General features: G+C 65.8%; 16 protein-coding genes. 8 read left to right on the top strand and 8 right to left on the bottom strand.

Features of this window, described 5'->3' with window-relative positions:
* Nucleotides 1-128 precede the first annotated feature (128 nt).
* Entirely contained in the window at nucleotides 129-983 is an 855-nt protein-coding gene (locus ABGN05_RS00995; RefSeq protein WP_367952128.1) for a DUF2189 domain-containing protein, read from the top strand.
* Here ABGN05_RS00995 and ABGN05_RS00990 read toward each other — a convergent pair.
* Nucleotides 968-2038 carry an MBL fold metallo-hydrolase gene (locus ABGN05_RS00990; RefSeq protein ID WP_373695886.1) on the bottom strand — a complete coding sequence of 357 codons (1071 nt, stop codon included), beginning with the start codon at nucleotides 2036-2038 and terminating at the stop codon, nucleotides 968-970. The genes ABGN05_RS00995 and ABGN05_RS00990 overlap by 16 nt on opposite strands.
* Before the next feature lie 258 nt (nucleotides 2039-2296).
* Here ABGN05_RS00990 and ABGN05_RS00985 point away from each other — a divergent pair, with 258 nt between their 5' ends.
* Genes ABGN05_RS00985 through ABGN05_RS00965 form a run of 5 tightly spaced genes read left to right on the top strand, consistent with a single transcriptional unit; the run spans nucleotide 2297 to nucleotide 7840 of the window.
* The gene (locus ABGN05_RS00985; RefSeq protein ID WP_367952126.1) at nucleotides 2297-3514 is read left to right on the top strand and encodes a glycosyltransferase family protein; all 1218 of its coding nucleotides are present in this window, start codon (nucleotides 2297-2299) and stop codon (nucleotides 3512-3514) included.
* On the top strand, nucleotides 3511-4776 hold the full coding sequence (locus ABGN05_RS00980) for a glycosyltransferase family 4 protein (protein ID WP_367952125.1): 1266 nt from the start codon (nucleotides 3511-3513) through the stop codon (nucleotides 4774-4776). The genes ABGN05_RS00985 and ABGN05_RS00980 overlap by 4 nt, the downstream gene beginning before the upstream one ends.
* Complete coding sequence (locus ABGN05_RS00975; protein WP_367952124.1) at nucleotides 4773-5924, top strand: glycosyltransferase family protein; 1152 nt, start codon at nucleotides 4773-4775, stop codon at nucleotides 5922-5924. Before ABGN05_RS00980 ends, ABGN05_RS00975 begins: the two co-directional genes overlap by 4 nt.
* 12 nt (nucleotides 5925-5936) lie before the next feature.
* On the top strand, nucleotides 5937-7085 hold the full coding sequence (locus ABGN05_RS00970; protein ID WP_367952123.1) for a glycosyltransferase family 4 protein: 1149 nt from the start codon (nucleotides 5937-5939) through the stop codon (nucleotides 7083-7085).
* Nucleotides 7082-7840 (top strand): polysaccharide deacetylase family protein, encoded by a 759-nt coding sequence (locus ABGN05_RS00965; protein WP_367952122.1) that lies wholly within the window; start codon nucleotides 7082-7084, stop codon nucleotides 7838-7840. The genes ABGN05_RS00970 and ABGN05_RS00965 overlap by 4 nt, the downstream gene beginning before the upstream one ends.
* On the opposite strand, the gene ABGN05_RS00960 is transcribed toward ABGN05_RS00965, so the two are convergent.
* The 5 genes from ABGN05_RS00960 to ABGN05_RS00940 all read right to left on the bottom strand — a co-directional run bounded on the left by ABGN05_RS00960 (nucleotide 7834) and on the right by ABGN05_RS00940 (nucleotide 14597).
* Nucleotides 7834-9009 (bottom strand): ABC transporter permease, encoded by a 1176-nt coding sequence (locus ABGN05_RS00960; protein WP_367952121.1) that lies wholly within the window; start codon nucleotides 9007-9009, stop codon nucleotides 7834-7836. The two genes, ABGN05_RS00965 and ABGN05_RS00960, sit on opposite strands and share 7 nt — an antisense overlap.
* A complete protein-coding gene (locus ABGN05_RS00955; RefSeq protein ID WP_367952120.1) occupies nucleotides 9006-10004 on the bottom strand; it encodes an ABC transporter permease in 999 nt (332 codons plus the stop codon). Before ABGN05_RS00955 ends, ABGN05_RS00960 begins: the two co-directional genes overlap by 4 nt.
* 6 nt (nucleotides 10005-10010) lie before the next feature.
* The gene (locus tag ABGN05_RS00950; RefSeq protein WP_367952119.1) at nucleotides 10011-11912 is read right to left on the bottom strand and encodes an ABC transporter substrate-binding protein; all 1902 of its coding nucleotides are present in this window, start codon (nucleotides 11910-11912) and stop codon (nucleotides 10011-10013) included.
* The gene (locus ABGN05_RS00945) at nucleotides 11909-13819 is read right to left on the bottom strand and encodes an ABC transporter ATP-binding protein (RefSeq protein ID WP_367953113.1); all 1911 of its coding nucleotides are present in this window, start codon (nucleotides 13817-13819) and stop codon (nucleotides 11909-11911) included. The genes ABGN05_RS00950 and ABGN05_RS00945 overlap by 4 nt, the downstream gene beginning before the upstream one ends.
* Before the next feature lie 175 nt (nucleotides 13820-13994).
* A complete protein-coding gene (locus tag ABGN05_RS00940; protein ID WP_367952118.1) occupies nucleotides 13995-14597 on the bottom strand; it encodes a histidine phosphatase family protein in 603 nt (200 codons plus the stop codon).
* A gap of 111 nt (nucleotides 14598-14708) precedes the next feature.
* Here ABGN05_RS00940 and ABGN05_RS00935 point away from each other — a divergent pair, with 111 nt between their 5' ends.
* Both ABGN05_RS00935 and ABGN05_RS00930 read left to right on the top strand, forming a co-directional pair.
* Nucleotides 14709-17147: a mechanosensitive ion channel family protein gene (locus ABGN05_RS00935; protein ID WP_367952117.1), complete on the top strand. Its 2439-nt coding sequence runs from the start codon at nucleotides 14709-14711 to the stop codon at nucleotides 17145-17147.
* Nucleotides 17148-17172: 25 nt separating this feature from the next.
* Nucleotides 17173-18030, top strand: coding sequence for an FkbM family methyltransferase (locus ABGN05_RS00930; protein WP_367952116.1), 858 nt, complete (start codon nucleotides 17173-17175; stop codon nucleotides 18028-18030).
* A gap of 358 nt (nucleotides 18031-18388) precedes the next feature.
* On the opposite strand, the gene ABGN05_RS00925 is transcribed toward ABGN05_RS00930, so the two are convergent.
* Complete coding sequence (locus tag ABGN05_RS00925) at nucleotides 18389-19948, bottom strand: carbamoyltransferase C-terminal domain-containing protein (protein WP_367952115.1); 1560 nt, start codon at nucleotides 19946-19948, stop codon at nucleotides 18389-18391.
* Nucleotides 19949-20313: 365 nt separating this feature from the next.
* On the bottom strand, nucleotides 20314-24102 hold the full coding sequence (metH, locus tag ABGN05_RS00920) for a methionine synthase (protein ID WP_367952114.1): 3789 nt from the start codon (nucleotides 24100-24102) through the stop codon (nucleotides 20314-20316).
* Nucleotides 24103-24107 lie beyond the last annotated feature (5 nt).

Raw genomic sequence — 24107 nt, 5'->3', positions numbered from 1 at the left:
TGTGAGTGGCGGAAAACGCAAACTGCGCTATCATGACGCGTGTATCGGTCGCGGACAGGCGTGACCGCTTGCGGGCGAACGGCGCCTCCATGACGCGGCCAGGACACCTTGGTCCAGGAGGAATTTCCATGGCCGCCTTCCATGTCTACGCCGACGCGCACGGGGTGACGACCCGCCTCGAAGTGCGCCATATCACCACCGACGACGTCTTCGACGCGCTCAGGCGCGGCCTCGAGGATTTCCGCGAGAAGCCGTCGCACTACGCTTTCGTCGGCCTGATCTATCCGATCATGGGCTTCGTACTCATCACGTGGAGTTCCGGCGGCAACGCGGTGGAGCTGATCTATCCGCTGATAACCGGCTTCGCGTTGCTCGGACCGCTCGCAGCGATCGGTCTCTACGAGATCAGCAGGCGGCGCGAGTACGGTCTGGACACGTCCTGGCGACATGCCTTCGACGTGCGGTTCTCGCCGGCGCTGCCGTCGATCCTCGCCGTCGCATTCATCCTTCTGGCGCTGTTCCTGGCCTGGGTGATGACGGCGCAGGCGATCCATGCCTCGCTCTACGGCGATGCCGGGCCCGGGACGCTCGGCGGCTTCGTGGCCGACGTGCTGTCCACCGAGCGCGGCTGGATGCTGATCCTGGTCGGAAACGCGGTCGGGTTCGTCTTCGCGCTCGTCGTACTGCTGACGGTGATCGCCCTGCCGCTGCTGCTCGACCGGGATGTCGGCGCCTATTCGGCGCTCGAGACCTCGGCCCGCGCCGTGCTTTCCAATCCTGGTCCGATGCTGCTTTGGGGCGTCATCGTGGCGGCTTGCCTGGCGATCGGCTCACTGCCGCTACTGGCGGGGCTGATCGTCGTGGTCCCGATCCTCGGGCACGCGACCTGGCACCTGTACCGCAAGCTCGTGGAGGCGCCCGACGCGAGCCTTCGTCAGCTGCCGGTCGCGCCGAAACCCGGAGATGCTCAGCCGGCCACGTAGACGGCACGCAGTTGCGGGGCGGACTGGTCTTCCCAGGCGAGCTCGCCCTTCCGCAGCATGTAGTTCACATGCGCATGCACCTCCGAGAAGGCGAAGGAGAGCTGGTGCGGGTCGAGCTTGCGCGTGAAGATGAACGGCACGAGTTCCGCCACAGATTTCGGGCCTTGCGCGCAGGCTTCCGCGATCATCGCGCAGCGCTCCTCGTGATGCTCGATCAGTTCCGAGCACCGCGTGTGCACTCCGTAGAACGGCAGCTGATGGCCCGGCAGGACCAGCGCATCGGCCGGAATGCGGTCGCGGATGGCGTTGAGCGAGCGGATGTAGAGGCCGAGCGGATCCCCCTCCGGGTCGACCGCCCACACGCTGACGTTAGGCGTGATCTTGGCGAGCACCTGGTCGGCGGCGAGGAAGACCTTGTCCTCCGGCCTGTAGAGCATGATCTGTTCCGGCGCATGGCCGTCGCCCGAAAGCACCTCGAAGCGGCGGCCGCCGATCATGAGCACGTCGCCCGCAACGAGCCGGTTGAACGTCATCGGCAAGGGCGTGACCATGCGCAGATAGCCATGACCGTGCGTGCTCACCAGCGTTGCCGTCTCCTCGCTCATGCCATGGCGGAGATAGAACTCGCGGAAGGGCTTTGCCTCCAGAGAACCGGGACTGAGCGAGATGGTGAGGCAGCCGAGGTAGGCCGTCTGGCTGGTCGAGAGAGGCACGCCGAAGCGCTCGCACAACCAGCCGGCCAGTCCGATGTGGTCCGGATGATAGTGGGTAACGATCAGGCGGGTGAGCTTACGTCCGGCGAGCGGTCCGTCGAAGAGCTGCTCCCATACGGCCCGCGTCGGCTTGTCGGAAATGCCGGTGTCGAGCACCGCCCAGCCCTCGCCGTCCTCGATCAGGTAGATGTTGACGTGGTCGAGCTTGAAGGGCAGCGGGATGCGGGTCCAGAGGATCCCCGGCGCAACCTCCACGACTTCGCCAGTGGCGGGGGGGTGATCGAAAGGGTATTCTAGGGTCTCGGCCGGCCCGGCGCCCGCCTGCCCTGTCGTCGTCTTCAGCAATCGTTTCTCGCTCCTCGGCGGGGAAAGCCTGGCTCCGGGGATGCACGGAGCGGCATGTTCCCCCGTCGGCAATTCCGGTTCGGCTCGTGCCTGTGGTCCGGCTTAGCGGCTGCGAAGACCTAAGGCAAGCAAGGCGGGAGTCCGTGCCGGTGGCATGCCCTCGCAGCCCGGATCGCGGTCCATTCATTGCGCTGTCGCATGATATGGCCTACATCCATCCTTCTAGCTTGGTTTTGCCGAACGTATCAGGCGCGCATGGACCCGGTCTTCAAGTTCTCTGTACTCATGTACAGTCACGATACGTTCGGTCTGGGGCACCTGCGGCGCAGCCGCACGATCGCGCATGCCCTGGTGTCCCATTTTCCCGGCGCGACGGTGTCGATCGTATCGGGATCCCCGGTGGTGGACGCCTTTCCGTTCGAGGATCGCGTCGAATACATCCAGATCCCGCCGGCGCAGAAACTGGCGAACGGTAACTATGTCTCGGGCAGCGGCGAGAAATCCTTCGAGCAGACGATGGCCGCGCGCGAATCCGTGATCCGGGCCGCCGCCGAGCGCATCCGTCCGGACATGGTGATCGTCGACAAGGAACCGCTCGGGCTGGCTCGCGAGATGCTGTCGACGCTCGAATGGCTGAAGTCGCAGGGTACGATCGCCGTCCTGGGACTGCGCGACGTGCTCGATGCGCCCGAACTGCTGCGCGAGGAGTGGCAGCGCAAGCACATCGTCGAGCATCTCGACCTCTATGACGAGATCTGGATCTACGGTCCCGGCAGCTTCTACAATCCGCTGGCGGGCATCGACCTGCCGGAATGGGTTCTGTCGCAGACCCGGTACACCGGGTTCCTGCCGCGCTCGATCCAGGAAGACGACGTGACCGAGAAATATGGCCGCGACTACGTGCTGGTGACGGCCGGCGGCGGCGGGGACGGCTACGAACTCATGTCGGCAGCGCTGAACGCCGTGCGCCGCGACCGCACGCCGGGACGGGAATTCCTGTTCGTGCTCGGGCCGTTCATGACCGAGCGCGAGCGCTTCGAGATCGCCGCCCGCGCGGCGAGCCTGGCCAACGTGCAGGTGGTGGATTTCGATGCCAACCTCGAAGCGGTGGTGGCAAATGCCCGCGCCGTCATCGGCATGTGCGGCTACAACACCTTCTGCGAGGTCATCTCCTTCGACAAGCGGGCGCTCTTCGTGCCGCGCACCGCGCCCCGGCGCGAACAGTCGATCCGGGCCAAGCGCGCGGAGGAATTCGGCTGGGTCGATTCCATCGACATCGAGGACGCCAAGAACCCGCTCAGTTTCCTCGCCGCGATCAGCCAAGTGCTGCGCCGTCCGCCTCCCTCCTTCGCCGTGGCGCGGCCCGATCTCGACGGGCTGAACCGCATCTGCGCGCTGACCGAGATCCTCTTCGACCGCAAGACCGAAGAGGCCGCATCGGAGACGGTGCTGCTCAAGACCGCGAATTCATGAAGCCCACCATAGCCGTCGTCCTCAAGTGCTACCCGCGCTTGTCGGAAACCTTCATTGCGCAGGAACTGCTGGAGCTGGAGCGCTCCGGCTACGAACTGTGCCTGGTCTCGCTGCGCCATCCGACCGACAGGAAGACGCATCCCATCAACGACGAGATCCGCGCGCCGGTGATCTACCTGCCGGAATATCTCCATCAGGAGCCGATGCGCGTCTTCCGTTCATGGTTGAACGTGCGCGCGCTCCCCGGCTACCGCGCGGCATGGCGCCACTGGCTGACGGATCTGCGCCGGGATTTCACGATGAACCGCATCCGGCGTTTCGGCCAGGCGCTGGTCTTCGCCGCCGAGTTCCCCCCGCAGGCGCGGTGGATCTACAGCCACTTCATCCACACGCCCTCCTCCGTGGCGGGGTACGCGAGCGAGATGGTCGGCATTCCCTGGAGCGCATCGGCGCATGCCAAGGACATCTGGACCTCGCCGGACTGGGAGCTTTCGGAGAAGCTGGACGCCGCGGCGTGGACCGTGACCTGCACGGCGGGGGGAAGCCGGCACCTGAAGGATCTTGCACCTCACCCGGACAAGGTTTCGCTCGTCTACCACGGTATCGATCTTTCCCGTTTTCCCCGGCCCGACCGGCCAACGGGCAACCGGGATGGTAGCGATCCGTCCAACCCGGTGCAGTTCCTTTCGGTCGGCCGTGCGGTCGCGAAGAAGGGTCTCGACACGCTGGCCGACGCGCTGGCGCGGTTGCCGAAAGACCTGCACTGGCGCTGGACGCACATCGGCGGCGGAGAACTGGCCGGCGCCCTGAAGGAGCAGGTGGAGCGGTTGGGAATTTCCGACCGGGTGGACCTGCGCGGCTCGATGTCGCAGCGCGAGGTGCTCGACGCCTACAAGGCGTCCGACATGTTCGTGCTGCCCTGCCGGATCGCGGCAAGTGGCGACCGCGACGGCCTGCCCAACGTGCTCGTGGAAGCGCAGAGCCAGGGTGTTCTCTGCATCTCGACGCCGATCTCGGGCATCCCCGAACTGATCGAGGACGGGCGCACCGGTATACTGGTCGAGCCGGACGATCCGGACGCGTTGTCGGCGGCGATCGGGAGGGCGGCGCGAGACCCGCAATTGCGTGCACGATATGGACAGGCCGGAATGGAGCGGGTGCATTCGAGCTTCGACCATCTCGGCACGATCGGTCGGCTGATCGAACTGTTCGAGGCGGAAGGCCTGGTCGCCCGGCCGCAACGCGAAAAGGTGGCGTCGTGAGCGCGCGCGTCCTGTTCTATGTCCAGCACCTGATGGGTGTCGGCCACGTCTTCCGGGCAAGCCGCATCGTCCGGGCGCTGCGGCGCGAGGGGCTAGAGGTGGACCTCGCCTTCGGCGGAATGCCGATCCCCGGCCTCGACATCGCCGACGCCCGCATCCACTACCTGCCGCCTGTGCGCGCCGGAAAGGAAGCCTTCAACAAGCTCGAGGACCCAAACGGCAATCCCGTTTCCGACGCCTACAAGGAGGATCGCCGCGACAGGCTGCTGGCGCTCTTCGAGGAGACATCGCCCGACGTCATCGTGACGGAGGCATTTCCGTTCGGGCGCCGCCAGATGCGCTTCGAACTGTTGCCGCTGATGGAGGCTGCGCATGCGCGGCCGCGCCGGCCGGTCATCGTATCGTCGGTGCGCGACATCATTCAGCAGAACAGCAAGCCGGAGCGCGACCGCGAGGTGGTCGATCTCCTGAACACATGGTTCGACCGGGTGCTGGTGCATGGCGATCCGGCGTTCATCCGCATCGACGAGACCTTTCCGCATGCGGCCGAGATCGCCGGCAAGGTCACCTATACCGGCATCGTGGCGCCGGCCGCGCCGGCAGAGCGAGGCAGTGGCCCCGACGTGGTCGTCTCGGTCGGCGGCGGAGCGTTCGGTCACCGGCTGCTGGTGGCGGCGCTCGAGGCGCGCCGGATTTCCTCGATGCGCGACGCGCGGTGGCTGGTGCTGAGCGGCCTGTTCACGACGGACGAACAGAAGGCGGATTTGCAGCGTTTCGCCGACGAAGGGATAGAATTCCAGTCCTTCGTGCCCGACCTCTGCGCACTGCTGGCCGGCGCGAAGCTCTCGATCTCGCGCGCCGGCTACAACACCACCGCCGACATCTTCGCCGCCGGCTGCCGCGCCGTCATCTCGCCGCTGTTCGACGGCATCGAGACGGAGCAGATCACGCGCGCCGAAGTGCTGGCGCGCAAGGGGCTGGTGCAGGCGGTGCCGCCGAACGAGGAGACGCCCGAGATGCTCGCGGCGGCTATCGACCGGGCAATGAGCGGCCCGGCGCCCGACCTTTCCGCGATCGACATCGGCGGAGCGACGAAGTCGGCGCAACTGATCGCGGCGCTCGCACGCAGCGAGACTCCGGCCGCCTGAGGCACCCCCGGTATGAAGCCGAAGATCGCCTTCTACGCGCCGCTCAAATCGCCGAACCATCCGATTCCGTCCGGCGACCGCGAGATCGCAAGAAACCTCCTGAAGGCGCTCGACCTCGCCGGCTTCGACGCCTTTCTGGCGAGCGAGGCCATCTCCTACCAGAAGCGGCCTTCGCGGGAACTTTTCGCCGAACGCAGGCAGGCGTGCGACCGGGAAGCCGGGCGGCTTCTCGATCTGTGGCGCGGCGACCCGGCCAGCGCTCCCGACCTGTGGATGACCTACCATCCCTACTGCAAGTCGCCCGACTGGATCGGACCCGCGATCTGCGCGGCGCTCGGCATTCCCTATGTCACGGTCGAGGCCTGTCGGACCCGGCAGAACACCGACGCCGACTGGGCCGAGGGGCGGGGGCAGGTACAGGCAGCCGTTAAGGGCGCGGCGGCGAATTTCTGCATGAAGCCGTCCGACAGGGCCTATCTCGAAAGTTTTCTGCCGAACACGGACCGGATCGTGCCGCTGCTGCCCTTCATCGATCTGAATGCGCTGGACGGAACAGGGGCGACGATCGAACCGACATTCACCGCACCGCATCCCGTCATGCTTGCGGTGGGCATGATGCGGCCTGGCGCGAAGATCGAGTCCTACCGGCTGCTGGCCGAGGCGCTGTGTGGCCTCGATACGCCGGAATGGAACCTCGCCGTCATCGGCGACGGCCCGGGCCGCGCCGAGGTCGAAGACATGTTCGGCTTCGCGCGAGAACGGATCCACTTTGCCGGCGCCCTCCCACGCGAAGAGGTGGGCGCCTGGATGCGGGCGGCGGACGTCTTCGTATGGCCGGGGGTGCGCGAGGCGATCGGCATCGTGTACCTCGAGGCGCAGGCGGCGGGGCTGCCGGTGGCGGCCTTCGCGACGGCCGGCGTTCCGATCGTGGTGGCGGACAGCGAAAGCGGCCTGCTCGCGCCGGAGTCGGACGTGGCAGGCTTGCGGGACCGGATCCTCCGGTTGCTCGGATCGCGCGAACTGCGCGAGACGATGGGCGCGGCGGGCCGTGCGCGCGTCCAGCGGCATCACGGGATTTCGGCTGCCTCCGAGACGCTGAGAGCCACTCTCGCGCCTCTGATTGCGGGCACCGGTGCGCAGAGCCGGGGAACGGCGTCGTGACCGCCGATCCCGCCCTCGATGAGGAGTTCGCGCGCTGGAGGAATGCCGGCCAGGAACCGCGCTTCTGGCTGCGCGACGACGATGCCGGCGAGCCAGGCCCGGCGCTCGACCGCCTGATCGCGCTTTGCGAGAAATTCGAGGTCCCCCTGCTGCTGGCGGTCGTTCCCGAACGCGCCGGACCAGCGCTCGGCGAGCGGCTCCGCGACGTTCGGCTCGTGCGCCCTTGCGTGCATGGCATCGCGCACCGCGACAACGCGCGGGAAGGCGAACGGAAGATCGAACTCGGCGGCCGCATGGCGACGGCGGACATTCTGGACGGCCTGAGGGCAAGCCGGGAGAAGCTCGAAGGCCTCTTCGGCGCGCGCCTTTCCGGCATCCTCGTACCACCCTGGAACCGCATCGCTCCGGACATCGCCGCGCGGGCGCACGAATGCGGGTTCACCGCGCTTTCGACGTGGTCGTGGGAGCCGAGGGGAACCCTCCTTCCCGAAATCAACACCCATGTCGACCTGATGGACTGGACGACACGGCAAGGCCGCCCACCGGAGTGGATCAGGGGCGAACTGCTGCGCCGGCTTTCACAGGCGCGCGCGCGGGGCGGAGCGCCGATCGGCATCCTCTCCCACCATCTCGACCATGACGATCGGGCCTGGCGGACGCTGGAAGGCCTGCTGCGGCACCTGACGGTCGAGCGCGGGTTCGCGTTCCACCATGCCGACGATCTCGCCGCCGGCATGCAGCCGCGGCCTCAGTGATACGGGTCGGCGGCGTCGCGCAGACCGTCTCCGAGGAAGTTGAACGCCAGGATGACGAGGATCACCGGGACGACCGGCAGGATGAGCCAGGGATAGAGCGCCACCACGTTGATGTTTTGCGCCTCGTTTAGCAGCACGCCCCAACTGGTGACGGGCGGACGCAGGCCGAGCCCGAGGAAGGAGAGCGCGGTCTCGCCCAGGATCATGGTCGGAATGGTGATCGTCGCCGAGGCGATCAGATGGCTCATGAACCCGGGAATGAGGTGGCGGAAGATGACGCGCGGCGGGCTCGCGCCCATCAGTTCGGCCGCCATCACATACTCCTCCTCGCGCAGCGACAGAAGTTTCGACCGCACGGCGCGCGCCAGCCCCGTCCAGTCGATGAGCCCGAGGATGATGGTGATGCCGAAATAGACGAGGATCGGGCTCCACGTCACCGGCATGACGGCGGCCAGCGCCAGCCACAGCGGAATGCTCGGGATGCTCTGAAGCACCTCGATGACGCGCTGGACGACGTGGTCGATCCAGCCGCCGTAGTAGCCCGCGACACCGCCGATCGTGATGCCGAGGATGAAGCTGACCGTGATGCCGATGAGGCCGATGGTCAGCGAGATGCGCGTGCCGTAGATGATGCGCGAGAGCACGTCGCGGCCGAGCCGGTCGGTCCCGAGCAGGTAGGCGTATCCCTTCTCGGCCGGGCAGAACAGATGCAGGTTGCCCTCGATCAAGCCCCAGAACTCGTAGGAATCGCCCCTGCAGAAGAAGCGCAGCGGCTGAACGTCGCTCCTATCGGGTGTGTACTCCCGCTTCAGCGTGTCCATGTTGAGCTTGAAGTCGTAGCCGTAGACGAACGGCCCGACGAAATCGCCCTCGTGGAACAGGTGGATCGACTGAGGCGGCATGTAGATCGACCGGACGTCGCGGTTCTCGAGATTGTAGGGGGCAAGGAATTCGCAGACCAGGATCGAGGCGTAGAGCACCAGGAGGAACACGCCGGAGATAACGGCGGCCTTGTGCCGGCGGAACTTCCACCACATCAGCCTGAGCTGGGAGGCGAGGTAGATCTTCTCCTGCTCGGGCGTGAGGACTTCCACGCTCTGCGGGTCGAATGGCGTCGTCGCGACGAAATGCCCGATCGCCTCCCCGTCCGGCGGCAGCGACGAACTCATCGCCTGCGCCCTCCCTGGAGCCGGATGCGCGGATCGAGCAGCGCCAGCGCGATGTCGGAGATGAGCACGCCGATCACCGTCAGGGTCGCGAGGAACATGAGGAACGAACCGGCGAGATACATGTCCTGGCTCTGCAGGGCGCGGATGAGCAGCGGCCCGGTCGTCTCCAGCGACAGGACGATGGCCACCACCTCGGCACCGGAGATCACCGCCGGCAGGATGGACCCGATGTCGGCAATGAAGAAGTTGAGCGACATGCGCAGCGGGTACTTGAGCAGCGCCTTCATCGGCGGCACGCCCTTCGCGCGCGCGGTGACGACGTACTGCTTCTGCAACTCGTCGAGCAGGTTGGCGCGCAGGCGTCGGATCATGCCGGCCGTTCCGGCCGTGCCGATCACGATGACGGGGATGACCATGTGCTCCGCCATCGAGGCGAACTTCGCCCAGCTCATGGGCTGGTCGATGAACTGCGCGTCCATCAGGTGGCCGATCGAGGTGCCGAACCAGACGTTGGCGAGGTAGAGCAGGATCAGGGCCAGCAGGAAGTTCGGCGTCGCGAGGCCGAGCAGACCGAGGAAGGTGAGGCCGTAGTCACTCCAGGAATACTGGTGCGTGGCCGAGTAGATGCCGATCGGGAACGCGATCACCCAGGTGAAGATGATCGTTACCGTGGAGACGAGGATCGTCAGCCAGAGCCGATTGCCGACGACGTCGCTGACGGGCAGTTCGTATTCGAACGAATAGCCGAAGTCGCCCTGGAGCATGCCGCCGATCCAGGTGAAGTAGCGCTCGATCAGCGGCTTGTCGAAGCCGTATTCCTGCTTGAGATACTCGATCTTCTGCGGATCGACGGTCTCTCCCTGCGCCTGGAGCTCCGCCACGTACGTCTCGAAATAGTCGCCGGGCGGCAGTTCGATGATGAAGAAGACGAGCGCGCTGATCAGGAGCAGCGTGGGAATGGCGGCCAGCAATCGGTAGGCGACGTAGCGCAGCAAGGCCGGCTACTCCCCTTCGAACCAGAAGGTGTCGGGCAGGTAGACCCCGAAATACGCCACCGGAGCGAAGGCGTAAATGCCTTCCTCGGGCACGTTCTTCAGCGCGGTGCGGACGACGACGGGTTGCAGCACGCCGTTGACCGTGCCGATCGTGAAGACCTGATCGGTGAAGATGCCGAGCATCTCCGTCCAGATTTGTGCGCGTTCCTCGGTGGTCGAGGAAACGCGCCATTGCTGGTAGAGCTCGCCCAGCCGTACGACCTCCGGCAGCTCGGACTTCTCGCCCGCCATCCCCGAGGTTTCCAGGTACTGGCCCCATATGGGCCAGCTGCCCTGGACGGAGGAGACCGGCGCCAGTTCCTCGGGCGGCATGTCGGGTGTCGCCAGACCGATGTTGAGGCCGGACCAGACCGACATCATCGTATCGCCGGCAAGGAAACGCCGCCGCATGTTGTCGAGCTGCATTGCCCGGGGGAATACCTTGATCCCGAGATCGCCCCAGTATTCGGACACGAGCTGGGTGACGTCGGTCTCCTCGGTGCCGCCCGCCATCTCGATGACGATTTCGGCTGGCCGCCCGTCCGGAAGCCGGCGCACGCCGTCGCTGCCGCGCTCCAGCCCGATCTCGTCGAGAAGCGCGTTCGCACGGTCGGGATCGTATTCCGCCCAGGCCGAGGCGTATTCCGGCTTGTAGAGCGGAGAGCCCTCCAGCACCGAATTGGCGGCAGGGTTTGCGAGACCGAAGTAGAACTGCTGGTTGATCTCCTCGCGATGGATTCCGAGGGACAAGGCCCGGCGGAACCGGACGTCCTGGAAGAGCGCGCGCCAGACCGCGTCGTTCACGTTGAGGTTCGGCAGGTAGGCGACCTGGGAGCCGGTCCCGTCCTTCCAGAGGCGGACGTCGTAGCGGTGCTGTTCGGCCGCTTCCTTGAGGAAGGTGTAGTTGTCGAAGCGGAGATAACGGGCCTGCAGGTCGCTGTCGCCGGTCCCGGTCTTTGCCGGGATGATGTCCGCGGAGCTGATGCCGAGGAAGACGCGGTCGATGTACGGCAGCTGCTGTCCCGAGGCGTCCACGCGGTGGAAATAGGGGTTGCGGACGAAAACGAAGCGTTCGGCCGGCGGAGGCGTCGTGTTCATCCACGGTTCGAGCGTGGGCAGCTCCGGGTTCTCCGGCCGGTATGCCCGCGACTTCACCGTGTGCAGCGCAACCCAGTCGCGCGAGCCGGCCGCTTTTACCTTGGCGTCGAGTTCGGCCTGATCGGCATATTTCATGTGGAACTGCTTCAGATAATGCGCGGGCTGGGCGATGTAGTTGGGACTGGCGCCGGCCAGCGAGGGCAGAAACTGCGGGTTCGGCTTGGCCCAGCTGTAGCGCACCGTGAGCTCGTCGATCACCTCGAAGACCGGAGGCTTCCCGTCGACGAGCATGACGGCCGAAGCGCCACCGCGCGAGAGTTCCGCATTGTTCTCGACGTCCTCCCACGAATAGCGGAAATCCTCGGCCGTGAACGGATGTCCGTCCGACCAGCGATGGCCGGGCCGAAGGTGGAAGGTGAAGACACGTCCCTCCTCCACATCGAAGCTCTCCAGGATGTCCGGCATGAGTTCCAGCTTTTCATTGAAGGCAACGAGGCGGGAGTAGCCGTAGATGGTCATCATGCGGATGTCCTTCGCATCCGCCATGAGCATGTTCAGCGTGCCGCCGTAACGGCCCTCTTCCTTACCGAGGGCCGCCATGTCGACCACCCGCGGCACGTCCGGCAGGCGCTCGGCCATCGGCGGGAGCTTGCCGCTTTCGACTGCCTGGCGCAGTTCCGGCGGCTCCTCGGCGTTAGCGGGACCGCCGGCGACGGCCCAAGCGATCGCCAGCGCCACGAGCGGGGTGACGCACCGAGTGATGGACCTCATGCTGGTATCCTTTCGCGGATCGGCATTTCACGGGCAAGGACGAGGTGACCGGAGCCGACCGGGACGAGGGAAAGGTCGCGACCGTCCTCCTGCGTGCTCCTGAACTCGGGCGCCCACAATTCGCTCGGATCGCAGTCCTCGCCCAACTGGTCCGAGAAGTCGAGCTTGCGATCGAGGCTGGCGCTCGGCACGGCACTCAGGAGCCGCTGCGTGTACGGGTGGACGGGCCGGGCAAACAGCGTCTCGCAATCGGCGATCTCGACGATGCGCCCTCGCCGCATCACCGCGATCCGGTCGGCGATGTATTTCACCACCGCGAGGTTGTGGGAGATGAAGATCATCGTCAGCGACAATTCGCTCTGGAGCGACTTCAAAAGGTTCAGGATCTGCGCCTGCACGGAGACGTCGAGCGCCGAGACCGGCTCGTCGCAGATCAGGAGGTCGGGCGACAGGGCGAGCGCGCGGGCGATGCCGATGCGCTGGCGCTGCCCGCCCGAGAAGCTGTGCGGATAGCGGTTGAGCTGGCTGCGGTTGAGCCCGACGAGTTCCATCAGGTCGGATGCCATCTTCGTGATCTCGCTGGCGGACGCCTGTCTGTGGATCTCGAGCGGCTCGCGCAGCGTGTTCAGGATGGTCGACCTCGGACTGAGCGAACCGAACGGATCCTGGAACACGATCTGGATGCGCTTTCGGAACTCCTTCAGCGCCCTTCCTTCGAGCTTTCGCACGTCGCAGGCGACATGGCCGTTGTCGAAGTGGATCGAACCTTCGTCCACGGACGTGGCCCGCATGATCAGCTTGCTGATCGTCGACTTGCCGCAACCGCTCTCGCCGACGATGCCGAAGCATTCCCCACGCCGCACGTCGAAGGAGACGTCGTTGACCGCGTGAATCTGCCGATGTTCGCCGCCGAACCAGCTTCCGGACTTGATCGTGAATATCTTCGACAGATGGCGCACGGACAGAAGCGGCTTGTCGGAAGCGGTGCGGCCGCTTCCCGCCTTGCGCATCGCCTCGGGGATAACCTTCTCCGCCTCGCGCAGCGCCACGAGCTTTTCGCCACGCTTCATGTCGAGGTCTGGAACCGCCTTCATCAGCGCCTTCGTGTAGGCATGGCTCGGCTTGCCGAAGATGTCGGCAAGCGGACCCGCTTCCATGATCTCGCCGCTGTAGATCACGACGACCTCGTCGGCCATGTTCGCCACGACGCCGAGATCATGCGTGATGAGCAGGAGGGACATGCCGAGCCTTGCCTGCAGCGACTTCAGGAGCCCCAGCACCTGCGCCTGCACGGTCACGTCGAGTGCCGTGGTCGGCTCGTCGGCGATCAGGAGGGCCGGACGGCAGATCAGGGCCATGGCGATCATGGCGCGCTGGCGCAGACCCCCCGACAATTCCATCGGGTACATGTCGTAGGCGCGGTGCGGCTCGGGGAAGCCGACCAGGTTGAGCATGTCCTCGGTGAGCTTGCGCGCCTCTCCGGACGCCACGTCGCGATGCAGGACGAGAGCCTCCTCGACCTGGTCGCCGATCTTGTGCAGCGGCGAGAGCGATGTCATCGGCTCCTGGAAGATCATCGCGATCCGGCCGCCGCGCAGCGAGCGCATCTCCGGCGTCGAGGGATCGATCGCCGCGATGTCTGTCTCCGACCCGGGATGCAACGGATCGCGGAACCTGATCCGTCCGCCGGTTATGGACGCGACGCGCGGCAGGATGCCGAGTATCGCCTGCGCGATGATCGACTTGCCCGAGCCGGACTCGCCGACGAGCGCCACGGTCTTGCCGGCGGGAACGCGGAAGCTCACGCCCTTGACGACATGGAGACTGGCACGCTGAATAGCGATCGAGATCCGCAGATCCTCGATGCGCAACAAGTCTCGCACCTCACCCAACGCGTTCGTTCCCATACCACGCAGCGCTGTGTCGGCCACTGCCCCACTCCCCAGACTTCGATGACGGGCAGCCAAGCCGCCGGCCGTCGAATTGGAGCGGAGTTTTGCAATTCCCCAACGTCGCGGCAAGGGGCAGAAGAAGCGGAAGATGCATTTGTTTTCCTGTCGTTCCGCCTCGCGTCCGCCGCCCTCAGATCGCCTGGAGCCGCTCCCCGTCCCATGCGAAAACACGATCGTGCGGCACCGGAATGCGCATGGCTTCGGCTTCGTCCAGTCGCTGTAGCATGGCGAACATGACGCGCAGATTGCCGCTGTGTGAAACGAAAATGAAGCCCCGACCGACGGGCAGGCCTTCAACCAGCGAGCGCATGTCCGCCGCCGTCTGCTCGTGGCTCGTCCCGCCCTGCGGGGTGAAACGCCAGCGGTCCGCCTTGCGAAGCCGGCGTTCCTCCGGGAACCGCGCCTTGACGTCGTGCGTGGTCAGCCCTTCCCAGCGGCCGAACCCGGCCTCGATCAGCCTCGGATCGATCCTGCGCGCCGTTTCCGGAAGGCCGAGTTCATCGGCCATGACACGCATGGTCTCTGTGCAGCGCGCCAGAGGAGAACTCAGGATTTCGATGCCAGGCGCGACCGCCGGGTCGGCTTCGAGGTGCGCGCGAAGCCGCCGTGCGTTCCCGAGCGCCTGCCGGCGTCCCTCCGGGCTCAGGGGAATGTCGCTGCGGCCCTGGAAACGGCCCTCCTCGTTCCACCGGGTCTGGCCGTGTCTCACGAGGTAGAACGTGTTTTTGATCATGATTTATCGTAGGATTGGCCCCAACCGTGCGATGGGTAGCGGCGGATGCGCGCGAAGACAACGGCGGAGGTGGGATAGCTGCGGATGTTCCTGTCGGTGAGTGGGTTCCGAATGCCTCGTGTGCTGCTGCTGGCCATGCTGGCGTTCGCGGCGATTGCGACGATGTCCTGGACCGGCGGACCCGCCGCCTACGCCCAGGAGGCGGCAGCGAGCGGCCAGACCGCCGGGCTCGACGCGCTGCTCGAACAGGCGCGCAAGGACGGCTCCACGGTCATTGTCGTGCAGCCGAATTCGGCGGCCGCGCCCGCCGAGGAGATGCCGATGGCGATGACGCTGTCGCCCGACAGCCTGCTGCAGGCGCGCGAGAACCTGAAGCGGATGGTGGCGAACTCCATCATCTACCTGAAGTACATGCCGGAATCGCTGCGCGCGGCGAGCCCGGACGGCCAGCCGCACTGGCTGCTCATCGCCGTCGTGACCGCGGTCGCCGGTCTCATCGCGGGGCGGCTGGCCTTCAAGCTTATGACCGGCTGGGGACGCGACCACTTCCGTTACCTCTATCGGCCGGACGACCCGCGGCTGTCGGCGAAGCTCGGTTACATCCTGGCGCGGGCCGGCTGGACGCTGCTGAGTTCCGCCGTCATGCTGGTGACCGCCATCCTCGTGGCGGTGATCTTCGACACCGGCCACGAACCTTCGCGCGCGACGATCTTCGTCATCGTCTCGACCTACGTCGCCTATCGCATCCTGCGAACCGTCATCTTCTGGAACTTCTTTGCCCCCGGGGCATCGGCCCATAGGCTGATCAATCTTTCCGACGAAGCGGCCGAGCGGCTGTTCCGGGACTGGGTGATCATTCTCGCGGTCGGCGCGACGATCATCGCATTGTGCCGCTGGATCCTCATCCTGCCCGCGCCGGACGGCACGTCCGGCATCTCGATGGTCGCGATCAACCACGACGCCCAGAACCTCGCCTTCATCCTGGGCATGTTCATCTGCGCGGCGATGATGGCCGGCATGGCGATCAGGCACAACAACCAGCTGAACGGCATCGTGCTCGGCCGGGAGGAGGCCACGCGAAGCGCACCGCTGCGCCGGGCAATCGCCTTTCTCGCCCTCCCGGTCACACTGATCTATCTCATCCTGGCCTGGCTCGTGAGTTCGGTGCGGTTGGCCCTTGGTCATCCAGGGGGCTACGTCCCGGTCCTGGCGCCGATCCTGGTCTTCGTCGCCGGCGTCTTCGCCTATGCGATCGCCGCCTTCCTCCTCGAGATCATCTACGAGCGCCGCGCTGCCTCCCACCGCAGACGCCAGCTCCTGAAAATACAGGCGGAGCGGCGCGCGTGGCGCCGCGCCGAGGCGGCCAAGGAGATGATGGCCGAGATGAACGAGGACGTCCGCGAAATGCTGGAGGACGGCGACGAGATGACGGTCATGGCTCCGCTGTCGCGCCCTGCCGCGACGGTCCAGCCCTACTTCCCGGCATTCAAGGAGTTTTTCCAGAACGCCATCCAGGCCACCATCCTCGTGGTCTGCGTCGGCGAACTGGCCCGCTTGTGGGGCGCCGACCTCGGCCGGGAGGGCGGGCACTGGTTCGCCTCATCACTCGACATTCTTCTGGTCATCATCATCGCCGCCTCGCTCTACCGCGCGGTCAACCGCTTCATCGACCACAAAATCATCGAGGAGGGCGGCACGCTGGATGACCGAGCGGTAAATCCCGGCGAAGGCGAGGGAGAGAGCGGAAAGGGGCAGTCGCGCATCGCGACGCTGCTGCCGATCTTCCGCAACGTGATCGTCACCCTCCTGGTGGCAATCGGCGCCATGGTGGTGCTCGCCAATCTCGGCGTCGACATCGGCCCGCTCTTCGCCGGCGCCGGCGTGGTCGGCATCGCGGTCGGTTTCGGCGCGCAGACGCTGATCCGCGACATCTTCTCCGGCGCATTCTTCCTGCTCGACGATGCGTTCCGGAAGGGCGAGTACATCGAGATCGGCACCGTGAAGGGCGTGGTAGAGAAGATATCCATGCGCTCCTTCCAGCTGCGTCACCACCTCGGCGCGGTTCACACGGTACCGTTCGGAGAGATCCACCAGCTCACCAACTATTCGCGCGACTGGGTGATGATGAAGCTGCCGCTGCGCCTCACCTACGACACCGACATCGAGAAGGTACGCAAGCTGGTCAAGAAGATCGGCCAGCGGCTGCTCGAAGACCCCGTGGTCGGACACCTCTTTCTGCAGCCGCTGAAATCGCAGGGCGTCTATTCGATGGAGGATTCGGCCATGATCGTGCGGGTCAAGTTCATGACCCGTCCCGGCGACCAGTTCGTGACCCGAAAGGTCGTCTACGCCGCCATCCGGGAGGTCTTCGCCAGGGAGGGCATCCGCTTCGCGCATCGCGAGGTGACGGTTCGGCTGGCAGACGGACAGAAGGCCGACGACCTGACCGAAGAACAGAAGCGGGCGATCGCCGGCTCGGTGCGCTCGGTGGTCGACGATTCCCAGGCGGCGGCGAACGATAGCGGAAAGGCGGCTGCCGCCGCGCTCTGACATCATCCATCAGGACGAATGCTTCATGGCGCACCCGCCGGCTCCGCTCGACACGACCACTGAATTCGGCCGGCTGCAGGCGGGATGGTACGTCAGGATGCTCTGGCGGCTCACGGTGATGTCGGCCTTCCCCACCCGCTGGCGCAAACGGCTTCGGAAAGTCCTCGCCAGGCGCTGGCCCGGACCGTTCGACGTTACTGTCGAGGGCGTGAACGTGCGGGTCTATCCGGCGGAAAACCGGGACGACCGGGTGCTTCTGGGTCTTGGCCGGCTCCCCGAGGCGGATGAACATGCGCTCATCCGGCCCTTCGTCGGTCCCGGCAAGATGTTCGTGGACATCGGTGCGAACATCGGCACCTACTCGCTCTGGGTGGCGCGAACGGCTGCCCCGGGCACCCGCGTCGTCGCCTTCGAGCCCCATCCGCGCACTTTCGGCAAGCTCGCCTTCAACCTCCAGGCCAACGGCGCCGGCAACGTCGCCGCGCGGAATCTCGCAATTGCTGGCGAAGCCGGTTCGATGAACCTCTTCAGCGACGGCGGCGGCAACATCGGCCACGCGTCGCTCCTTCGGGAGGGCGCCGGGGCGGTGCGAAGCATCGAAACGGTTGGGGTCGCCCCGTTGGGCCAGGCGCTGGCGGACCTAGGGATCGCGAGGATCGAGCTCCTGAAGATCGACGTCGAGGGCTTTGAGGATCGCGCGCTGATGCCGCTGTTCGACCAGGCGCCGGAAGCCCTCTGGCCGAAGGCGATGCTCATCGAAACCGTGCTCTCGCACCTCTGGGAGCGCGATTGCCTCGCCGAACTCGCGGCGAAGGGCTATCATCGACAGGCCGCAACGTCGGAGAACGTGCTTATGGTCCGTGGTCGTGCCGGAAAGCACTGAACCCGCAGCGGTTGCAGCACGCTCATTGCCGCAAAGATGCGGATCGACTATATTCGGAGGTGGAGAGCGAGCTTTCGCCCGCCCCCCGTTCGCCTACGAGAAAAGGCGGACTCGGACGATGACTTGCCAGCCAGTCCGGGTCCACCTGTTCTCGGAGCTGACGCTCAACGGTTTTTGCCGCATGATCGTCACCTCCGTTCGAGAGCAAGGCTGTTGCCGCAGCCGGGGAAGCCCATCTTCCCCGGTTGCGCCGGCTGGCTTCGGCGCGATCTGCTTCTGCCCTCGACGGCAACGACCTTAGCGGGTTTTCCGGATTTTCTGCAACCGACGACACGGGCCGGTTGCGGCAAGCGGCTGATCAAGTGCGGCGGTAGAACATGTCGCCGACGACGAAGCCGTCCAGACCGGTCTGCCTCGCGTAGCGCACGAGATCGCTCATGCGATTGATGAAGCCCTTGCCGGAGAAGTTGAGCGAGGTGTTGCACAGGACGCCGTAGCCCGTGGCGCGCTTGAATTCGGTGAGAAGCGCATGGATTTGGGGGTTCTGCTCGCGCGTCACGGTCTGCGCACGCGCGGAGCCGTCCACATGCGTCACGGCCTTGATGGCGTCGGTCTTCACGCGCTGGAAATAGAGCATATGCGGGCTCGGCCCGTGGTTCTCGAACAATCGGTCCATCTCGTCCTCGAGCAGGATCGGCGCGATCGGCCGGAAGCCCTCCCGCTTCTTGATGGCATTGAGGCGCGTGTGCATTTCGCTGGTGAAGGGAGCGGCGATCAGCGAGCGGTTTCCGAGCGCCCGCGGGCCGATCTCGTAGCGGCCCTGCACCCAGGCGAGCACCGCGCCGTCCGCGAGCCTTTCGGCGATCTCGGCCTCCCGCATCGGCACGGGCTCGAAACCGGACAGGTCGGCCTCGTCGTGGACGAAGGCCTCGCCGGCATAGGCGGTCCATTCGATCTTGGCGTCGCCGGTGAGGCGGAACTGCGCGTCGGCCGCCGTGCCGATCGCCGAGCCGGAATCGTTGGTGCAGGGCTGGACGAAGACGTCTGCGAACAGGCCTGACCCCTTCCACTCGCTGTTCCAGTCGCAGTTCAGACCGCAACCACCGGAGACCAGCAGCGGCAGGCCGTCGGGCATCTCGGCCTTCGCGAAATCGAGGAAACGCGCGAAGACCGCGTCCTGGAAACGGCGGGCGAGGTTGCGGAACTCCGGTGTCTCCAGCCCGATGTTGCAGAAAGGCGTGTCGGTGAAATCCGCCTTGCGCAACGGGGCAGTTACGGCGTCCCACGCGATCAGCCGCTCGATCAGGGCGCGCTCCTGCGGCGTCTCGGCCGACGGTTGCCCGTAGCCGGCGATCGCCATCAGCTTGCCGGCATCCTCGCGGCGGCTTTTGCGCGCGTCAATCGGGTACGACGGGTCGGCCAGGCCATAGAGGAAACCGTATTTGTGGCCCGGCCCGCTCACCGGCGTGCCGAGCTTCGTAACCTGCAAATCCTCGTCGATGCGGTAGAAGCTGCCGAGCACGCCTTCCCACACCAGCGCATAACAGGGCTGCCTCTGGGGGAAGGGCGACATCGCGTAGCTGCCGACGATGTGGGAACGCTCGTGCGAGGAGGAGAAATAGCGAATGTCGCGGCCCATGAAGCGGTGCGGCCGGTCGATGATGTTTTCCTCGTCATGGCCGAAATAGCCCGCACCGATCGGGTCGCCCGTCGGGCGGAAGGAGCCCATCCAGCCGGAGACGGCGAGAACGTCGGGAACGCCGCCGCAAAGCCCGAGGCCATGCAGAAGGAGTTCGGGCGTGATCGGTCCGTAGCGCGGGCCGGAATCCTTTTCCGCCTCGATCGAGAAAGCGAGCCCGCCGTCCTCCAGCATGGCGACATGGCCGTCATGACCGGGCTTGTAGGCGAAGATCTTCATGCGGGCTCCGGACTGGATTGGCTCGGCGATCCGTAGTCAGGCGTCAAGCGTCTGTCCATAGTGCCGCGCCCGATCCGTCCAGGTCGATGGTCCCAAGGCGATTGCGACGACGGATTTCGTTTCCAGTCGGAAGTGGTCTAGGATTTTGGAATGCACCGGATGATCATGTTCATCTTCATGGCCTCCTTCGCTTCGATCTGGCAGCCGGCCTTCGTGACACCGGAGAAACAGCCGGTGAGTACGCCCGCGACCAAACCGCCTGCCGCGAAGAAGAAACCTCGCCCGGAACCGATCGGTCCTGTCGTCCTTCCGCAGGGCCCTGCAGCACCTCCTGGAGTGCCGATCCCCTATCCGAACTAACGGAATTACTCCGCTGCCTCGGCGAAGGCCGTGGGCACGTAGTTGAGGATGGGCCCGAGCCAGCGCTCGACCTCTTCCACCGCCATGCCTTTGCGGCGCGCATAGTCCGCGACCTGGTCGCGCTCGACCTTGGCGACGCCGAAATAATAGCTTTCGGGATGCGAGAGGTAGAGGCCCGAGACGGAGGAGCCTGGCCACATGGCGTAGCTTTCGGTGAGCTTCACGCCAATCTGCGCCTCCGCGTCGAGCAGCCGGAAGAGCGTTTCCTTCTCGGTGTGGTCGGGTTGTGCGGGATAGCCGGGCGCGGGGCGGATGCCGCGGTAGGGTTCGCCGACCAGTTCTTCCGGCGCCAGCGCCTCGTCGGGCGCGTAACCCCAGAGCTCCCTGCGAACGACCTCGTGCATGCGTTCGGCGAAAGCCTCGGCGAAACGGTCGGCCAACGCCTTCACCATGATCGAGGAATAGTCGTCGTTTGCGCGTTCGAAGCGCTCGGCGATGGCAATCTCTTCGAAGCCGGCGGTGACGACGAAGCCGCCGACATAGTCGGGCTTGCCGCTCGCCTCCGGCGCGACGAAGTCGGCCAGCGCCATGTTGGCCTTGCCGTCACGCTTCGTCAGTTGCTGGCGCAGGGTGAAGAGCGTTGCGAGTTCGGCCGAGCGCTCGTCGTCGGCGAAAAGGCGGACGTCGTCACCGACCGCGTTGGCCGGCCAGAATCCGACGATCGCCTTGGGAGCGAACCACTTCTCCCCGATGATCTTGGCAAGCATGTCCTGCGCGTCCGCGAAGAGCTGGCGCGCGGCGGCGCCCTGTTTCTCGTCCTCGAGGATCTTCGGGTAGCGGCCCTTCATCTCCCAGGTCTGGAAGAAGGGCGTCCAGTCGATGTAGCGCGAGAGTTCAGCGAGATCCCAGCCGTCGAAGACACGGGTGCCGAGGAACGACGGCTTCGGCGGCTCGTAGCCCGTCCAGTCGATCCGGTGTGCATTGGCGCGCGCCCTGGCCAGCGGCAGCCGCTGCTTTTCGGCCTCCGAACGCGCATGAGCGTCCGCGACCTTGCGGTACTCGGCCCGCACCGTTTCGACATAGCCCGCCTTCGCATCCGGCGAGAGCAGGCTGGAGACCACGCCGACCGCGCGGCTGGCGTCGGTCACGTAGATGGCCTGGCCGCGATCGTAGCGGGGGTGGATCTTCACCGCGGTGTGGACCCGGCTGGTGGTCGCGCCGCCGATGAGCAGCGGGATGTCGAAGCCCTCGCGCTCCATTTCGGCCGCGACATGCGCCATCTCGTCGAGCGAGGGCGTGATGAGGCCCGACAGCCCGATGATGTCGACGTTCTGCTCCCGCGCCGTCTGCAGGATCTTCGTCGACGGCACCATGACGCCGAGGTCGATGATCTCGTAGTTGTTGCAGGCAAGCACGACCCCGACGATGTTCTTGCCGATGTCGTGGACGTCGCCCTTGACGGTCGCCATAAGTACCTTGCCGGCGCTCTGGCGCTCGCCGCTGCCGCCATTGGCGAGCTTCTCCGCCTCCATGTAGGGCAGGAGCACAGCCACCGCCTGCTTCATGACGCGAGCCGACTTCACCACCTGCGGCAGGAACATCTTGCCCGAGCCGAAGAGGTCGCCGACCACGTTCATGCCGGCCATCAGAGGTCCCTCGATGACGTGCAGCGGGCGCTCGGCGTTCAGCCGCGCCTCCTCGGTGTCGGCCTCGATGTATTCTGTGATGCCGTTGACCAGCGCATGTTCCAGCCGCTTCTCGACCGGCCACTCGCGCCAGCGCAGGTCCTTTTCGCGGGCTTCCTTGCCGGCGGAGCCCTTGTAGCGTTCCGCGAGTTCCAGCAGGTTTTCCGTCGCCGTTCCGCCAGCCTTCGGCGTGCGGTTCAGCACCACGTCCTCGCAGGCCTCGCGCAGCTCCGGATCGATGGTCTCGTAGACGGCGAGCTGGCCCGCGTTGACGATGCCCATGTCCATGCCCGCCTGGATGGCATGGTACAGGAAGACGGCGTGCATGGCCTCGCGGACAGGCTCGTTGCCGCGGAAGGAGAAGGAGAGGTTCGAGACACCGCCCGAGATGTGGACGCCGGGCAGGCAGGCAGTGATCTCGCGCGCGGCCTCGATGAAGTCGTGGCCGTAATTGTCGTGCTCCTCGATGCCGGTCGCAACCGCGAAGACGTTGGGGTCGAAGATGATGTCTTCGGCCGCCATGCCCGCCGTCTCGGTCAGCAGCTTGTAGGCACGCTTCGAGATTTCGACCTTGCGTTCCTTCGTGTCGGCCTGGCCCTTCTCGTCGAAGGCCATGACGACGACTGCGGCGCCATAGGCGCGGCAGAGCTTCGCCTGCCTGAGGAACGCCTCCTCGCCTTCCTTCATGGAGATCGAATTGACGACGGGCTTGCCCTGCACGCATTTCAGGCCGGCCTCGATGATCTCCCATTTGGAGCTGTCGATCATCACCGGCACCTTGGCGATGTCGGGCTCGGCGGCGATCAGGTTCAGGAACTCGACCATCGCCTTCTGCGAATCGATCAGGCCCTCGTCCATGTTGACGTCGATGATCTGGGCGCCGTTCTCGACCTGGTCGCGCGCCACGTCGAGCGCAGCCGCATAGTCGCCGGCGGTGATCAGCTTGCGGAATTTCGCCGAGCCGGTGACGTTGGTACGCTCACCGACGTTGACGAAGGGGATGTCGTCCGTAAGCGTGAACGGCTCGAGGCCGGAGAGCCGCATCAACGGCGCGACCTGCGGGATCGCGCGCGGCGGATACTTCGAGACCGCCTCGGCGATCGCGCGGATGTGTTCCGGCGTGGACCCGCAGCAGCCGCCGACGATGTTGACCAGCCCCTCGCGCGCGAAACCCTCGATCTGCTCGGCCATGAATTCTGGGCTCTCGTCGTACTGGCCGAACTCGTTCGGCAGTCCTGCATTCGGGTATGCGCAGGTGAGCGTGTCGGCGACACCGGAAATCTCGGCCAGGTGCGGCCGCATGGCGGCGGCGCCCAGCGCACAGTTCAGGCCGATGGACACGGGGCGTGCATGGCGCACGGAGTGCCAGAAGGCGGTCGGCGTCTGGCCCGAAAGTGTACGGCCGGACAGGTCGGTGATCGTCCCGGAGATCATGACGGGCAAGTCGACGCCCTTCTCCTCGAACACTTCGCTGCAGGCGAAGATCGCCGCCTTGGCGTTCAACGTGTCGAAGATGGTCTCGATCAGGATGAGATCCGCGCCGCCGTCGATCAGGCCGCGAAGCTGTTCGCCGTAGGCGAGGCGCAGGTCGTCGAAAGTGACCGCGCGGTAGCCCGGATTGTTCACGTCCGGTGAGATGGACGCGGTGCGGTTGGTCGGCCCGAGCGCGCCGGCGACGAAGCGGCGCCGGCCGTCTTCCTGCTCGGCGCGGATCGCCGCGCGCTTGGCGAGCCGCGCGCCGTCGCGGTTCAGATCGTAGACCACCTCCTCCATGCCGTAGTCTTTCTGCGCGATGCGCGTGGAGGAAAAGGTGTTGGTCTCGATGATGTCGGCGCCGGCGATGGCGTAGCGGTAGTGGATCTCCTCGATCGCCGCCGGCTGGCTGAGGATCAGGAGGTCGTTGTTGCCTTGCTGATGGCAGGCGCAGCCGTCGAAGCGCTCGCCGCGAAAATGGTCTTCCCCATATTCGAGCGCCTGGATTTCGGTTCCCATCGCGCCGTCGAGAACAAGGATGCGTTCCCGCGCCGCCGCGTTCAGCGCGGCCCGTATTTCGGATCCGTCGGACTTTGGAGCGACGGGGCCGAAGAGCGCGTCGAGGCTGAAGGCCATGGGGC

Source organism: Aquibium pacificum (assembly GCF_040839445.1).
GTDB lineage: Bacteria > Pseudomonadota > Alphaproteobacteria > Rhizobiales > Rhizobiaceae > Aquibium > Aquibium pacificus.
Note: the sequence above shows the minus strand (reverse complement) of the source record. Positions and strands in the feature narration are given on the sequence as shown.

Bases quoted from the DNA above. Each gene is read 5' to 3' on its own strand.
- ABGN05_RS00950 (WP_367952119.1), bottom strand. From the start codon at position 11,912: ATGAGGTCCATCACTCGGTGCGTCACCCCGCTCGTGGCGCTGGCGATC.
- ABGN05_RS00935 (WP_367952117.1), top strand. From the start codon at position 14,709: ATGCCTCGTGTGCTGCTGCTGGCCATGCTGGCGTTCGCGGCGATTGCG.
- ABGN05_RS00960 (WP_367952121.1), bottom strand. From the start codon at position 9,009: ATGAGTTCGTCGCTGCCGCCGGACGGGGAGGCGATCGGGCATTTCGTC.
- ABGN05_RS00930 (WP_367952116.1), top strand. From the start codon at position 17,173: ATGGCGCACCCGCCGGCTCCGCTCGACACGACCACTGAATTCGGCCGG.
- metH (WP_367952114.1), bottom strand. From the start codon at position 24,102: ATGGCCTTCAGCCTCGACGCGCTCTTCGGCCCCGTCGCTCCAAAGTCC.
- ABGN05_RS00980 (WP_367952125.1), top strand. From the start codon at position 3,511: ATGAAGCCCACCATAGCCGTCGTCCTCAAGTGCTACCCGCGCTTGTCG.
- ABGN05_RS00925 (WP_367952115.1), bottom strand. From the start codon at position 19,948: ATGAAGATCTTCGCCTACAAGCCCGGTCATGACGGCCATGTCGCCATG.
- ABGN05_RS00970 (WP_367952123.1), top strand. From the start codon at position 5,937: ATGAAGCCGAAGATCGCCTTCTACGCGCCGCTCAAATCGCCGAACCAT.
- ABGN05_RS00940 (WP_367952118.1), bottom strand. From the start codon at position 14,597: ATGATCAAAAACACGTTCTACCTCGTGAGACACGGCCAGACCCGGTGG.
- ABGN05_RS00985 (WP_367952126.1), top strand. From the start codon at position 2,297: ATGGACCCGGTCTTCAAGTTCTCTGTACTCATGTACAGTCACGATACG.
- ABGN05_RS00945 (WP_367953113.1), bottom strand. From the start codon at position 13,819: ATGGGAACGAACGCGTTGGGTGAGGTGCGAGACTTGTTGCGCATCGAG.
- ABGN05_RS00995 (WP_367952128.1), top strand. From the start codon at position 129: ATGGCCGCCTTCCATGTCTACGCCGACGCGCACGGGGTGACGACCCGC.